General features: G+C 66.3%; 11 protein-coding genes. All 11 read left to right on the forward strand.

All coding sequences use genetic code 11. From position 1 onward, the window contains the following. Window positions 1-123: 123 nt before the first annotated feature. Complete coding sequence (locus LQ144_RS13085; RefSeq protein WP_230119139.1) at window positions 124-1593, forward strand: glycosyltransferase 87 family protein; 1470 nt, start codon at window positions 124-126, stop codon at window positions 1591-1593. Beyond that, window positions 1586-3025, forward strand: a complete 1440-nt coding sequence (locus tag LQ144_RS13090) for an NAD(P)/FAD-dependent oxidoreductase (protein WP_230119140.1) — start codon at window positions 1586-1588, stop codon at window positions 3023-3025. Before LQ144_RS13085 ends, LQ144_RS13090 begins: the two co-directional genes overlap by 8 nt. A 112-nt stretch (window positions 3026-3137) precedes the next feature. Further along, on the forward strand, window positions 3138-5141 hold the full coding sequence (locus LQ144_RS13095; protein ID WP_230119141.1) for a penicillin-binding transpeptidase domain-containing protein: 2004 nt from the start codon (window positions 3138-3140) through the stop codon (window positions 5139-5141). Window positions 5142-5265: 124 nt separating this feature from the next. Beyond that, window positions 5266-6948, forward strand: coding sequence for an ATP-binding cassette domain-containing protein (locus LQ144_RS13100; RefSeq protein ID WP_230119142.1), 1683 nt, complete (start codon window positions 5266-5268; stop codon window positions 6946-6948). A gap of 298 nt (window positions 6949-7246) precedes the next feature. Further along, window positions 7247-8443, forward strand: coding sequence for an MFS transporter (locus tag LQ144_RS13105; RefSeq protein ID WP_230119143.1), 1197 nt, complete (start codon window positions 7247-7249; stop codon window positions 8441-8443). A gap of 71 nt (window positions 8444-8514) precedes the next feature. Then, the gene (locus LQ144_RS13110; RefSeq protein ID WP_230119144.1) at window positions 8515-10017 is read left to right on the forward strand and encodes a bifunctional phosphatase PAP2/diacylglycerol kinase family protein; all 1503 of its coding nucleotides are present in this window, start codon (window positions 8515-8517) and stop codon (window positions 10015-10017) included. 141 nt (window positions 10018-10158) lie between these two features. Then, window positions 10159-11103: an ATP-binding cassette domain-containing protein gene (locus LQ144_RS13115; protein WP_230119145.1), complete on the forward strand. Its 945-nt coding sequence runs from the start codon at window positions 10159-10161 to the stop codon at window positions 11101-11103. 4 nt (window positions 11104-11107) lie between these two features. Further along, window positions 11108-11995, forward strand: coding sequence for an ABC transporter permease (locus LQ144_RS13120; RefSeq protein WP_230119146.1), 888 nt, complete (start codon window positions 11108-11110; stop codon window positions 11993-11995). Window positions 11996-12017: 22 nt separating this feature from the next. Continuing rightward, a complete protein-coding gene (locus LQ144_RS13125) occupies window positions 12018-13313 on the forward strand; it encodes a sensor histidine kinase (protein WP_230119147.1) in 1296 nt (431 codons plus the stop codon). Beyond that, window positions 13310-14017, forward strand: a complete 708-nt coding sequence (locus tag LQ144_RS13130) for a response regulator transcription factor (RefSeq protein ID WP_230119148.1) — start codon at window positions 13310-13312, stop codon at window positions 14015-14017. The genes LQ144_RS13125 and LQ144_RS13130 overlap by 4 nt, the downstream gene beginning before the upstream one ends. A 95-nt stretch (window positions 14018-14112) precedes the next feature. Beyond that, window positions 14113-15063 (forward strand): intradiol ring-cleavage dioxygenase, encoded by a 951-nt coding sequence (locus LQ144_RS13135; protein ID WP_230119149.1) that lies wholly within the window; start codon window positions 14113-14115, stop codon window positions 15061-15063. The last annotated feature ends 6 nt before the right edge of the window (window positions 15064-15069 follow it).

Genomic DNA, 15069 nt, shown 5'->3' on the forward strand with positions numbered 1-15069 from the left:
GACTGCACTGCCCACAGCATTCGGCAGAGAGCCCGCGCGGCCACGCGCGGGCTTTCGCAGTTAAGCTTCACCCGCTCTTGAACGATCCGCTAAGAGGTACACGGCCCCGGTAAGCTCGAACCCATGCAGGAGACACAGCCGCCGCCCCATCGAAAGCGTGCGCGCGTGGTGGTACCCAGCCGCAGCGACCGTCTGCTGAAAAATTTCACTGAACTTGTCGGCGGCCCCTTAGGACAGCGGTCAGCACCGGGTATCGTCTCCCCCGGCTTTTTCACGGTGGAACGCGTGCTGATCATCCTCACCGTGGTGGCAGCCCTCGCCGGGATTCTCATCAAGGACTATTGCCGGGTCAACGGATGGGCAACCCCATCGCAGTTTTACTCCACCTGCTATTCCGACTTTCCGGAGCTGTTCCGCAACCGAGGACTGGGCGACGGCGCCTTCCCCTTCTTCACCCAGGGCACCCTTTTTGAGTACCCGGTCCTGATGGGACTCATCGCCGGAGCAACGGCCTGGCTTGTCCCGGGCAGAGGGGCTACGGATTCGCGCGTCCTGGGCTACTTCGATGTCAACGCGACGCTGATTGCGGCCGTTTGGATCGTCACTGTCCTTGCAACGGCCCGGATGACCCGCCGCCGCCCGTGGGACGCCGCCATGGTGGCCTTGGCGCCGGGAATCGTCTTGGCCGGTGTGATCAACTGGGACATGTGGGCCGTGGCAATGCTGGCTCTCGGCATGTACTTCTTCTCGAAGGAGCGGCTGGTGCTCGCCGGGATCCTGATAGGCCTGGGGACTGCCACCAAGCTGTACCCGGTGCTGGTCTTCGGTGCGATCCTTCTGCTGGCCCTGCGCACCGGAAAGATCCGGGCTTTCGTCATTCCCGCAGCGGCGGCCGCGGCTGCCTGGCTGGCCGTCAACGTTCCCTTTGCCGTGAAGGACCCCGCCGGCTGGAAGTATTTCTTCGAGTTCACGCAGGACCGCCCGGCCGGATTCAGCTCTCCCTGGTTCGCATACAACCTCGTGGCAGAGCGTGTCCGATGGACCATACTCACGCCCGAGGCCATCAACACCCTAGCCCTGAACCTGTTCCTGCTCGCCTGTGTTCTCATCACTGTTCTGGCGCTCACCGCACCCCGGCGTCCGCGTATCGCGCAACTGACGTTCCTGATCGTGGCCGCCTTCATCCTGACCAACAAGGTGTATTCCCCCCAGTTCGTGATCTGGCTGGTCCCGCTGCTGGCCCTGGCTCGGCCCCGTTGGCGGGACTTCCTGGTCTGGCAAGGGATCGAAGGGCTGCACTGGGCTGCCATCTGGATGTATCTTGGCCAAGTGACCAGTGGCGGCGTTTCACAGCACAACATCGACATGCCTTACTACGTTCTGGCCGTGGCGGGACATATGCTTGCAACGGCATATCTTATGGCGCGCGTGGCAATGGATGTCTGGGACCCCCGATACGACCCTATCCGCCGCCATTTCATGGATGACCCTCACGGCGGGCCTTTCAATAACGCCATTGACCGGCTTCGGCTGGATCCCCTGCGTCCCTCAGTATCTCTGCTGCCTTGGCGGACGGCTGCGCGCGATGCCTGACGTCGCCGTCGTCGGTTCCGGACCCAACGGCCTCGCAGCAGCCGTGGTGATGGCCCGCGCCGGGCTGAAAGTGCAGGTCTACGAGGCTGCGGCGGAGATTGGCGGCGGAACCCGGACATCGCAGGTGATTGAGGCCGATCACTGGCACGATGTCTGTTCTGCCGTCCATCCCATGGCGCTTGCTTCCCCGTTTTTCAAGGCCTTCGAGTTGCCACGCCGCATCGAGCTTGCCCTGCCCAAAGTCCAGTTTGGCTCGCCGCTCGACCGCGGGCGGTCAGCGCTGGCCTACCGCTCCCTGGACCGTACCGCTGACGAACTGGGCCGAGATGGCCACGCCTACCGCCGGCTCATGGCTCCGCTGGTCCGGCACCTCGACGGCATCGTGGAAACCACCTCGGACCAGTTGCTGCGCATCCCGGCTCATCCATTTTCCGCCGCAATCCTGGGTCTTAGGACGTTGGAACAGGGCTCACCGCTGTGGAACCTGCGGTTCAGAGGGGATCTGGCACCTGCTTTGGTCAGTGGTGTGGCGGCCCATGCGGTGGCGCGGCTGCCGTCCCTAGCCGCGGCGGGCGCGGGCCTGCTACTGAATGCCCTTGCGCATGCGGACGGCTGGCCCATTCCAGTGGGCGGATCAGCGGCGATTGCCGCTGCCATGGCCGAGGATATTCGCGCGCACGGGGGCGAAATCCATACTGGGGTCACGGTGTCCTCACTGGCGGAGCTACAACCTGCCAAGGCCGTCCTGCTGGACGTGGCGCCACCGGCCCTGTCCAGACTCGCGGGCAGCAGGTTGCCGGCATCGTATCGCCGCGCCCTGGAGTCCTTCCGCTTCGGCAACGGTGCCTGCAAAGTGGACTTCATCCTCTCAGGACCTGTTCCGTGGGCCGCCCCGGGACTGGCCGACGCCGGCACAGTCCACGTAGGCGGCACGCGGGCCGAGACGGCACAGGCTGAACACGACGTCGCCGTCGGCAGGCATCCGGAGCGGCCGTACTTGCTCGTGTCACAACCCTCCCCCTTTGACTCCAGCCGTGCCCCCGGCGGCCGGCAAATCCTGTGGAGCTATTGCCACGTTCCTGCAGGCTCCACGGTGGACATGGGCGAGGCCGTGATAAATCAGCTGGAGCGATTCGCGCCGGGGTTCAGGGACGTGGTGCTCAAATACAAGGTGACTACTGCCGCCGAATTGGCCGCGTATAACGAGAACTACGTCGGCGGCGATTTCAGTGCTGGGCTTCTGGACATCCGCGGACTGCTCCAGCGTCCCGTGGTGTCACCGGTCCCGTGGCGGACCCCTGCCCGCGGCGTCTACCTGTGCTCCTCGTCCACGCCGCCTGGCCCCGGCGTCACGGGGATGCCCGGTTTTCATGCAGCAAAGTATGCCCTCAAGGACATATTTGGCTTGGATGTACCGGCGCTGGGCGTCTGACAACGCTCACCGCGCCTCACGCGCGCCTTGGGGGTCGAGGGTTGAGTCGACTCCTGCCCGCCCACCGGCGGTGTGACAGGCGGTGGGCTGCCGGAAGGGGCATAATGGCGCAGTGGGGAACTCAAAAAAAATTTCACTTGCTCTCATCGGTCTTATTCTTGGCACGTCGTTGGTGGCCTGCGATGACGGCCGCGGCGGTGCCGAAGCGGCCGCAAAGCAGCTGGCATCGGCCGTGGCGGGGCTGGATCTCCGCCCCGTTGCATTCGATGGCCGGGACTCTTCCGTGGCCAACGACCAGCTGAAACAGGTATTCAAGGCCCTCGAGCCTGCCAAGCCGTCCGTGGAAGCGGGAGAACTCAAGCTTGACGGAGACACGGCCAGCTTTCCGCTGAGCTACAGCTGGAAGATCGACTCCGGCGAATGGAAGTACACCGTTTCTGCCGGGCTCCGGAAGTCCGCAGACAAGTGGCTCACGGTCTGGTCCCCGGGCATGCTTGTGCCGGACCTCGTCGAAGGGGAGATCCTCAGCAAGTCCACACAGTCCCCGCAGCGCGCGGACATCCTGGGCGCGCAGGATGCTCAACTCGTCACCTACCGGCCCGTGGTCAACGTCGGCATCGACAAACCACAGCTCGGCACCGCGGCTGCGGCCGATTCAGCCACCAAGCTGGCCAAACTCGTGGGTATCGACCCCGCGGCCTACGCCCAGCAGGTTGAGGCCTCCGGACCGGAAGCCTTTGTTCCCGCCATCACCCTCCGGGACACCAACAGCCGCACCGTCACCGACGCCCAGATCGAGGCCATTCCCGGCGGCCGCGCCATCCCCGACAAGCTGCCGCTCGCCCCCACCCGCAACTTTGCCCGCGCCATACTCGGCACCGTCGGCGAGGCCAGCGCAGAACAGATCGAAAAGTCCGACGGCGCCCTGACCGCCGGCGACGTCACAGGCACCGGTGGTTTGCAGCAGCAGTACGACGAGCAGCTCCGTGGAACGGCCGGCCTTGCGATCAGGGTGCAGCGCGCGGATCTCACGAGGGAAGAGATCCAGGCCGCCCCGACCGATCCGCGCCGCACCGTCTTCGAGATCAAGGCGACCGCCGGAACGCCGCTCAAGACTACTCTCGACCCAAAGCTGCAGCAGCTCGCGGAAGACACCCTCGCGGACATCAAGCCTGCCTCCGCCATCGTGGCCCTCCGTCCGTCCACGGGAGCCGTGCTGGCCGCGGCGTCCGGCCCCGGGAGCAACGGCTACAACACCGCAATGCTCGGCCAGTACGCACCCGGCTCCACCTTTAAGGTGGTGGACTCCCTGGCCATGCTGCGCAACGGGTTCACCCCAGATTCAACGGTGGAATGCACGCCGACGCTGACGGTGGATGGACGCAAGTTCAAGAACGCGGAAGGCTATCCCGCCGATTCGCTGGGCTCGGTGACACTGCGCGACGCCTTTGCCCACTCGTGCAACACGGCCTTCATCTCAGTACGGGAGAAGGTGTCGCAGGCGCAGCTTGAATCAGCGGCAACGTCCCTGGGCGTGGCGGTTGAGGCCCCGAAGCTGGGGGCTGATGCCTTTCTTGGTTCCGTTCCCGGTGAGGCCGAGGGTACCGAGCACGCGGCGGCCATGATCGGCCAGGGCAGGGTGCTGATGTCCCCGCTTTCCGCTGCCATCATGGCCGGCTCAGTCGCCAAGGGCGCACCGGTGTCGCCGGTGCTGGTCCTCAACCCGGACGCCACCCCGGGTGCCTCACCCGCCGCCAGCGGAGCGGCAGGCACGCAACCCGCAGAAGGCGCGTCGCCGTCGTCGACCGTCACGGCAGAGGCTCCCGCGAAAAATGCGCAGACTCCGGTGACCAAGGCGGAGGCCGCTTCCCTCGCCGACATGATGCGCGCGGTGGTGACCTCCGGACATGCGGGCTTCCTGGCTGATGTGCCGGGCGAACCCGTGGGCGCCAAGACCGGCACAGCGGAGTTTGGCGACGCCAAGCCGCCGAAGACGCACGCCTGGATCATCGCAGTACATGGTGACCTGGCTGTGGCGGTCTTTGTTGAAGACGGCGGGCTGGGCGCCACCACGTCCGGGCCACTCCTAAAGAAGTTCCTGACTGCCGCCGGCTGATCCGAACGCTCCCGCAGCTCCCGCAACGTTCCGCGAAACCCTCCTGCAGCGAACGCAGGAGGGTTTGGCCGTCTGGTGACGGGACGTGCGGGAGCGTAGGAGTCAGCCATGGGAAGATTGCCGGGTGGCCCATATTGACGTTTCCGGCATCGACTACTTCCTCTCCGACGGCACCCAGCTGCTCAACGGGGTGACCTTCAAGGTCCCCGACGGCACCAAGACAGCCCTGATCGGCCCCAACGGCACCGGAAAAACCACACTGTTCCGCATCATCGCCGGCGATCTCATTCCGGACGAGGGCGTGATCGGCCGATCCGGCAACATGGGTATCATGCGCCAGTTCGTGGGCCAGGTCCGGGATGATTCCACGGTCAAGGACCTCTTGGTTTCTGCCGCCCCGGCGGCACTGGCGGCCGCTGCCCGCGCCGTGGACGACGCCGAGCTCGCCATGATGGAGCACGACGACGAACCCACCCAGATGCGGTACGCCCAGGCGATCGTCGACTGGGGAGACGCCGGCGGCTACGACGTCGAGACCGTCTGGGACGAAGTCTGCATGGCCGCGCTGGGACTGCCGTTTGACCGCGCGCAGCACCGCCCGGCGTCGAGCCTTTCCGGCGGCGAGCAGAAGCGCCTGGTGCTGGAGGCGCTGTTCGCGGGCCCTGATGAGCTGCTGCTCCTCGACGAACCGGACAACTACCTCGACGTCCCGGGCAAGCGGTGGCTCGAGGGAAGGCTCAATGAGTCGAAGAAGACCGTATTCTTCATCAGCCACGACCGCGAGCTGCTGAACAACGCTGCCGGCCGCATCGTCACCCTTGAGCCGGGCATCAACGGTGCCGGTGCCTGGGTACACGGCGGCGGCTTCGGGTCGTACGTGGAGGCACGCGCCGACCGCAATGCCCGCTTCGAGGAGCTCCGCAAACGCTGGGACGAGGAGCACATCAAGCTCAAAGAACTCGTCAACATGTACAAGAACAAGGCGGCATTCCGCTCGGACATGGCCAACCGGTACCACGCCGCCCAGACGCGCCTCGCAAAGTTCTTGGAGGTCGGGCCGCCCGAGGCGCTGCCCATCGAGCAGAACGTGCGGATGCGTCTCAAGGGCGGCCGCACGGCCAAACGCGCCATCGTGGCCGAAAAGCTCGAACTGACAGGCCTCATGAAGCCGTTCTCCACCGAAATCTGGTTCGGGGACCGGGTGGGCGTGCTGGGCTCCAACGGCTCCGGTAAATCCCACTTCCTGCGGCTGCTCGCCACCGGGGGCACCGACCCGGAGCGCGAACACCTGCCCGTGTCCGACGTCGAAATCGCCGAAGTGCCCCACGAAGGAACCGTAAAACTCGGCGCCCGCATCCGCCCCGGCTTCTTCGCGCAGACCCACGTGCGGCCGGACCTGCTCGGCAAGACCCTGCTGCAGATCCTGCACCGCGGCGACGAACACCGCTCCGGACTGGCGCGCGAGGCCGCCGCCGGAGCGCTGGACGGCTACGGGCTCGCAGGCCAGTCCGAGCAGAAATACGAGTCGCTCTCCGGCGGGCAGCAGGCGCGGTTCCAGATCCTGCTGCTGCAGCTCTCCGGTGCCACGTTGCTGCTGCTGGACGAGCCCACCGACAACCTGGACCTGCATTCCGCAGAGGCCCTCGAGCGGGCCATCGACCACTTTGAGGGCACAGTCCTCGCTGTCACCCACGACCGCTGGTTCGCCCGGACTTTCGACCGCTTCCTGGTGTTCGGTTCCGACGGGCGCGTCTACGAATCCGCGGAGCCGGTCTGGGACGAAAAGCGCGTGGAGCGCGCCCGCTAAGCACGACGCTCTCTCACTTTCTGCACGTTTTGTGCCAACGCTCTCTCACACGGTGAGGGAGCGTTTGGCGTTATTTGCGACAAGTGAGAGAGCGTTGGGGATGTGGCTGCAGGGAGTGAGAGAGCGTTCGGGATGCGGCGGCAGGAAGTGAGAGAGCGTTCGGGATGCGGCGGCAGGAAGTGAGAGAGCGTTGGGGATGTGGCGGCAGGAAGTGAGAGAGCGTTGGGCACCTGCTGAATCCCGAGGTGGACCCGGGTTTCGGCACGCCCAGCCAGCGACCTTTGGCTAGAGTTGTCGAATGACTTCCACCCAGCAGATCGCCGGCCGGCAGGTCTCCGCCGCTGCCGTTGCCACGTTCATTATTTTCGGCGCCAACGGCCTGGTCTTCGCCAGCTGGGCGGCCCGCATTCCGGCTGTCACCGAAATCCTGCACATCTCGTCCGGGCAGATGGGCACACTTCTGCTGTGCACCGCCGTGGGCTCGCTGATCGCGCTGCCCACCGCCGGGCATGTCATCAGCAGGATCGGCACGGCCAACAGTGTCCGGGCAAGTGGCTTGCTGGCGGCGATGGCGGGTGTGGGCATCGCGATCTCGCTGCTCGCGGAGTCTGTTCCGGGTACTGCGGTCGCGCTCTTCTTTTTCGGCATGGGCGTCGGTCTGTGGGATGTTTCCCAGAATGTCGAAGGGGCCGACGTCGAGCATCGCCTCCGCCGGACGATCATGCCCAAGTTCCATGCGGCTTTTAGCGGCGGGGCTTTCTTGGGTGCACTCATCGGTGCGGGGCTTTCCGGAGTCGGCGTGGGCCTGCCCCAGCACCTCCTGGTCATCGCAGCCGCCGTTGCCCTGCTGACCTTCATCACGCCGCGCTACTTTCTTCCCCATGAAGCACCGCAGGTGCCGGACGCCGGTGAGTCCAAGCCGGCCCGCGGTCCGTCCGCCTGGCGAAATTCCCGCACTTTGCTGATCGGGGTAGTGGTTCTCGGTGCCACTCTGACCGAAGGGGCGGGCAACGACTGGATCGCCAAGGCATCGGTGGACGGCCTCGGCACGACGGAGTCCACCGGGGCGCTGCTCTTCGCACTCTTTGTCCTGGCCATGACAGCCATGCGCTTTTTCGGAGGCGGCGTCATCGACAGGTACGGGCGGGTGGCCGTGCTCCGGGCGAGCATGGCCGCGGCGGCTGCCGGCCTCGCGCTGTTCGTCTTCGCGGGCGACGTTTGGCTTGCCGCCGTGGGCGCCGCCCTGTGGGGAGTCGGGGCAGCCTTGGCGTTCCCCATGGGAATGTCCGCCGCCGCCGATGACCCCAAGCACGCCGCTGCGAGGGTTTCGGTGGTCTCCACCATCGGCTACGTGGCGTTCCTCGCCGGCCCTCCGCTGCTCGGTTATCTGGGCGACCTCACCGGTATCCACCTGGCGCTCCTTGCCATCGCCGCACCGATCCTGGTGGCGCTGCTGCTGGCCGGTGCCGCCAAGCCGCTGTCCTCGAGGGAATGAACCTCGAGGGAGCGAACCGCGGCCCGGGCGGGCCAATGTCCAGCCCCGCACCCCGGCGGTAGGGTGGGCTGATGCGAAGAATGCTGCGACGGGGCCCGGGCTGGGTGGCGGGGATGGACCGCACACTGATGCGGGCGGTCTCGGGATTTCCAGGCGGGCATCATGACACCTTCTTCCGCCGGCTTTCCGCGTCAGCGAACAAGGGTAAGCTCTGGTTCGGTGTGGCCGCCGTGGCCGCCCTTGTTCCCGGACGCACAAGGAGGGCCGCCGTTCACGGGCTGCTCGCACAGGGTGTGGCTTCTGCCGTCACCAACATCGTCTTCAAGACCCTGCTGCCCCGCACCCGCCCGCTGCCCGAGCACCTGCCGGTTTTCCGTTTCGTCCATCCCCAGCCCACCAGCTCCTCCATGCCGTCCGGCCATTCTGCGTCGGCAGTGGCTTTCGCCCTCGGGACAGGACTCGTCCAGCCGGTTCTGGGCGCGGCGGTGGCGCCCGTTGCTGCCGGAGTTGCATACTCCCGGGTGCATACAGGGGCCCATTGGCCGTCAGACGTCCTCTTCGGCTCGGCCATCGGAGCCGGGGCCGCCCTCATCACCAGGAAATGGTGGCCCGTCCGGCCCCCGTTCCCGCCCACTACCCGCACGTGGATCAAGACGGCCCAGGTGCCCAGCGGCGAGGGCCTGAGCATCGCGGTGAATTCGTTGGGAGGTTCTTTCACGGAGGAGACCGCGGATGCCCTTCGGGAAGTATTCCCTCTTGCACATATAACCACGATCGCGCCGGACCAAGACCTGGCCGAACAGATAGAAACGGCGGCGACGCGGCCCGGGACGCGTGCGCTGGCGGTGTGGGGCGGTGATGGAACCGTGGGCACGGCTGCTGCGGCCGCCGTCGGACATGACCTTCCCCTGCTGGTACTGGCGGGCGGCACGCTCAACCATTTCGCCAGGGACGCCGGAACGCCCTCGCTCCAGGAGGCGGTCGAAGCAGCGGGAAAGGGCGAGGCGGCGCAGGCCGACGTCGGGATCGTGGCCGTGGAACGAGGGCTGGCGGACGACCCCGAAATGGTGGAGCTCATCATGCTCAACACCGCCAGTATCGGGCTCTACCCCAACCTGGTCCGCCGCCGCGAACAGCTGCAGCCGGCCCTGGGAAAGCCGCTGGCAGGGGTCGCGGCGATGTTCCGCACGTTCGCGGTGGAAAAGCCCGTCACGCTGATTGTGGACGGCGTCCGCCACAAACTGTGGATCATGTACCTTGGCCGGGGCCGCTACTACCCCAGGGACCATGCCCCGCTCTTCCGCCCGGTGCTCGACGACGGAGTGCTGGATGTCAGGATGATCACGGCCGACGAATCCTTTGCGCGCCTCCGCATGCTCTGGTCCGTGCTGACAGGCACCGTGGCCACCTCCAAAATTACCCACCTCAGGGAGGCCAGCCACGTGCGGCTTGAATGCGGAACGGTGCCCATGGTGCTCGCTGTGGACGGTGAAACCATGCCGGGTGTGCGAGCAGTTGAAATCACTCTCAAGCGCGGCGCACTGAAGTACTACTCGCCGCGTCCGAAGGACTAGGGGCTCATCCGTCCGGACTACGCCGGACAACCCTGATTCGCCCCTGAATCATCCCTGAGACCGGCGAATTCGACCGTCCGCATCGGTAGCGTGGAACGTGCAGACCAATCAGCACTCCGCAGCTAGGCAAAGGACCGCTCCATGATCGAGGCACAAGGCCTGACGAAGGTCTACGGCGACAAAACCGCCGTCGGCGGCGTCGACTTCACCGTCCAGGCCGGACGGGTCACCGGCTTCCTGGGCCCCAACGGGGCCGGCAAATCAACCACCATGCGCATGATCATGGGACTGGACCGCCCGACGGCGGGAACGGTCACCGTGAACGGCGTCCCGTTCGCCCGGCACGTGGCCCCGCTCCGTGAGATCGGCGCCCTCCTGGACGCGAAGGCTGTCCACACGAGCCGGTCGGCCTACAACCATCTCCTGGCCATGGCCGCCACCCACAGCATCCCCAAGAAACGTGTCCACGAAGTCATCGAGATGACGGGCCTGGCCGACGTGGCCCGAAAAAAGGTCAAGGGTTTCTCACTTGGCATGGGGCAGCGCCTGGGCATCGCCGCCGCGCTCCTGGGCGACCCGCAGACCATCATCCTGGACGAACCGGTCAATGGCCTCGACCCCGAAGGCGTGGTGTGGGTCCGCAATCTGGTCAAGTTCCTGGCCTCCGAGGGCCGCACGGTGTTCCTGTCCAGCCACCTCATGAGCGAGATGGCGCTGACCGCCGACCATCTCATCGTGATCGGCCGCGGCAAGATCATCGCCGATGCACCCATCAAGGACATCATCACCGGCAAGGGACAGACCCGGACGCGGGTCCGCACGGACCAGCCCGACCAGCTTATGAACGTCCTCGCCGGAACCGGCGTCTCCGTTGAAGTCCAGGACCACGAACTGCTCGAGGTCAAGGGCCTGGACCCCCGCCAGATCGCACGGGCGGCGCTCGACAGCCGCGTCATGATCTACGAACTCACTCCGCTGCAGGCCAGCCTCGAAGAGGCGTACATGGAGCTGACCAAGGATGAGGTCGAATACCACTCGCTGATTACCACGGGAGTCCCCGTCCCCGTCCAGTCCGGAGGCAACTAAAGCCATGAGCACATCAACCGTCGCCCAGCCCGGCCCCCGCAGCGCCGGCCCCGCGCACTCCAGCAACGCCCGTACCGCCAGCCCGGGTCCTGGACCCAGTTTCTTCCGCGTGCTGAACTCTGAATTCATCAAGTTCCGGACGCTTCTGTCCACCCTGATCCTGCTCGCCGCCACGGCCGTGGTGATGGTGGGGTTCGGCGCCCTGTCCGCCTGGGGAACCGGCCAGTTCGCTGATGCGGCCGGCTCCGATCCCCAGGCGGCGGAAGCACTGGCGGCCCAGGGCGGGGACCTCGCAGTCACTGTCCCCACGTCCGGCATCGCCTTCGCCCAGCTCATCCTTGGCTCGCTGGGCGTGCTGCTCATGAGCTCCGAGTTCACCACAGGAATGGCCCGCTCCACGTTTGCCGCCGTGCCCAAACGGATCCCCGCGTTCGTCGCCAAGCTCGCCGTGGTGATGGTCAGCGCCTTCATCCTGACGGCCGTATCCACCTACGTTGCGGGCCTGGTTGCCGTGCCGATCCTGGACAACTACGGCCTGAAGCTGGATCTGGCCAGTTCCCAGTCAATCAAGCTGCTGCTCGTCAACAGTGCCTATGTGGCTGCCGTGGCCGCGATCGGCATGGCCCTCGGGACTCTGGTGCGGAACTCGGCCGGAGGCATCATGAGCCTCGTGGGACTGTTCTTCGTGGCACCCATCGCCTTCCAGCTGATTCCGGGCGACTTCTTCGTGGAAGCCCGCAAGTACCTGCCCGGCAACACGCTGACGCCCCTGACGGCCGTAGAGCACGTCCCGGACACCCTCGAAGTCTGGCAGGCCGGACTTGTGCTGGGCGCCTGGGTAGTGGTGCCGCTGGCCCTCGCCACGATCCTGCTGAAAATCCGCGACGTCTAGGGTCAGAGCCTAGGCTCGTTTCATGACTGAAGCTGTTCCACTGAAGGACGCGCCGGCCGGCCAGGGCGGCGCGTCCTTCGCCGAGATAGCGGCCAGGCGCCGCGGCCGCCTGCGCCGCTACCTGCACCAGCATCCGCGCGTCATGGATGCCGTGGTGGTTCTCTGCTATCTCCTGCTGGTGACACCCACCATGGTGGACGCCGTACGCGCCGGGGTTTGGCTGGCAGCCGGGCTGCTCACCGCCGTCGCCCTGTCCTTGTTTCTCCGGCGACGTTATCCGGTTCCTCTTGTGGCGTTCATTGCGGCCGTGGAGGTGGCTGTCACCGTGCTGCATCCCTGGGGGACCAACGTTTCCGCCGGGCTCTGGTTCTCGCTTTACGCCCTCGCCGTGGTGCGCACCAGGCGGTTCGCCCTGGTTACGCTTGCGCTCGCGACGGCACCGCTGGCGCTGCTCTACTTCTTCGCGGCTGTGGGTCCGCTGGAGAGGGAACTGCCCGCCTCTGCAACGTCGCCCGAAGAGTTCCAGCTGATCTCAAGCATCGCGGCGGGCACAACCATCGCGCTCTCAAACGTTCTCGCCACAGGCATCGGAATATCGGTTCGCCAGCGCCGGGAACACGAACAGGAGATTGCCGCGTGGGCGGCCCAGGCGGCCAAGCTCGGCTCCGTCAATGAACGGAACCGGATCGCACGGGAAATGCATGACGTCGTGGCGCACTCGCTGACCGTCATGGTCACACTTTCGGACGGGGCCGCCGTGGTGGTCCGGAAGGATCCCGAACGCGCGGCAGAGGTCTTGGCAGAGATGTCCCGGACCGGGCGTACCGCCCTGGCGGATATGCGCCGCGTTCTCGGGGTCCTGCGCGACGACGCGTCCGCGGGGCAGGCGCCGCGCGAGCCGCTGGCTGCCGGGGACAACCTCGCCAAGCTCCTGGACGGGTTCCGTGCGGCAGGGCTTCCCGTGCACTACTCGCACACCGGACCCGCGCTGCCGGCGGATGCCGCGTTCCAGCTGACCGTCTACCGCATTGTTCAGGAGTCGCTGACCAACGTGCTGCGATATGGCAGGGCGCTGAGCCGCGTTGACGTTACGGTGGTCCGTGACCCGTCCACGGTCACCATCGAAGTAGTGGATGACGGCCGGGGCACCGGCTCCGCACCCACCGGCACAGGCGCGCTTGGTTCGGGGCAGGGATTGACGGGCATGAAGGAACGGGCCGGGATCTACGGGGGTACCGTGGAGGCTGGGCGGACCACCAGCGGCGGCTGGCGGGTGAAGGCTGTCCTGGCACTCAACGGCAACAAGGGGGAAGAATGAGCGATGCCGGACGCATCCGGGTTTTGCTGGTGGATGACCAGCCGCTACTGAGGATGGGCTTCCGGCTCATTCTGGAGGGCGAAGACGATCTGGAAGTGGTGGGCGAAGCCTCGGACGGGGCCGAGGCAGTCCGGGAGGTCCGCGAGCTCAAGCCCGACGTCGTTCTCATGGACGTCCGGATGCCGGTCCTGGACGGGATTGAGGCCACCCGCGCCATCACCGTCTCCGGCTCGTGCGCCAGGATCATCATCCTGACCACCTTCGACCTCGATGAGTACGCTTTTGCCGGGCTGCAGGCCGGAGCGTCGGCCTTTCTGCTCAAGGACGTGGCGCCGTCCGAGCTGGTCCAGGCCGTGCGGGTGGTGGCCAGCGGTGACGCCGTCGTCGCGCCCCGCGTTACCCAACGGCTCCTGGAAACCTACGTCCGTGGTGCGGCTGCCAACGCGCCGGCCGCGGCTGCCGCCACCCCCGCCCACCGGGATCCGCTGCTGGAAGCTCTGACTCCGCGGGAAACCGAAATGCTGGAGGCAATGGCCGAGGGCCTGTCCAATGCCGAAATCGCGCACCGGTACTTCCTCTCGGAGGCCACGGTGAAGACCCATGTCCGGCGGATCCTCACCAAACTCCACCTGCGGGACCGGGTCCAGGCCGTGGTCTATGCCTACGAAACAGGACTCGTGACCCCCAGCAACCCGGACTACTGAACCGGCCGCCGGCAGGTACCGCCAGGCGCCCCGCGCACAGCTTCCGCACAGGATTGCCCTATGCGGGCCATAGCTGCCTGGCGTTTCATGGATCCATGAGCACATCACCCCGCACCCCCGACGTGCAGCACTCCCCGCACAGGCCGCATCCCGACCACGACCGTGGCCTCCAGTTCGACCTCACGACGCTGATGAGCAGGCGATCCCTGGGCATGTTCTTTGGCGCCGGCACGGCGGCTGCTGCGCTGGCTGCGTGCACGCCGGGTGGGTCGTCCGGTTCTGCGGGCACCACCGGAACCTCGGCGTCCGCGCCGGCCGGATCCACGGGCACGACGACGGCGCCCGCGGCTTCCGCCGCATCCTCCGCCAGTGCATCCCCCACAGCTTCCCCTACGGTGACCCGGGCGATCGCCGAGTGCGGTGTGGAGATCCCGCAGGAAACGGCCGGTCCCTACCCGGGCGACGGGTCCAACGGCCCGAACGTCCTCGAGGCCTCCGGCGTGGTGCGGCAGGACATCACGTCCAGCTTCGGTACGTCAGCCACGAAGGTCGACGGCGTACCGCTGACCGTCACGCTGACCCTGCTCGACAACGCCAACGGCTGCGTTCCGCTGGCCGGCGCCGCCGTCTACGCCTGGCACTGTGACCGGGACGGAAAGTACTCCCTGTACGATTCCGGGTTGGAAAACGAGAACTACCTCCGCGGCGTGCAGGAAGCGGACGCTAACGGGCAGGTCACCTTCAAGACCGTCTACCCGGGTGCCTACAACGGCCGCTGGCCGCACATCCACTTCGAAGTCTTTGAATCCATGAATAACGCCACAGCGGCCGGGCAGGTGCTGGCGGTCTCGCAGATCGCGATGACCGATGCGGCCTGCAAGGTGGTCTACACGTCCCCTGGCTATGAGACCAGCGCCCAGAATTTCCCCAACACCACCTTGCAGTCGGACAACGTCTTCGGCGACGACGGCGGCATCTACCAGCTCGCCACCATGTCGGGTTCAGTATCGGCCGGCTATACCGCAGGTCTCAACGTCACTGTCTAACGCGGC

The sequence above is a fragment of the Arthrobacter sp. Bi83 genome (genome assembly GCF_918698095.1).
GTDB lineage: Bacteria > Actinomycetota > Actinomycetes > Actinomycetales > Micrococcaceae > Arthrobacter.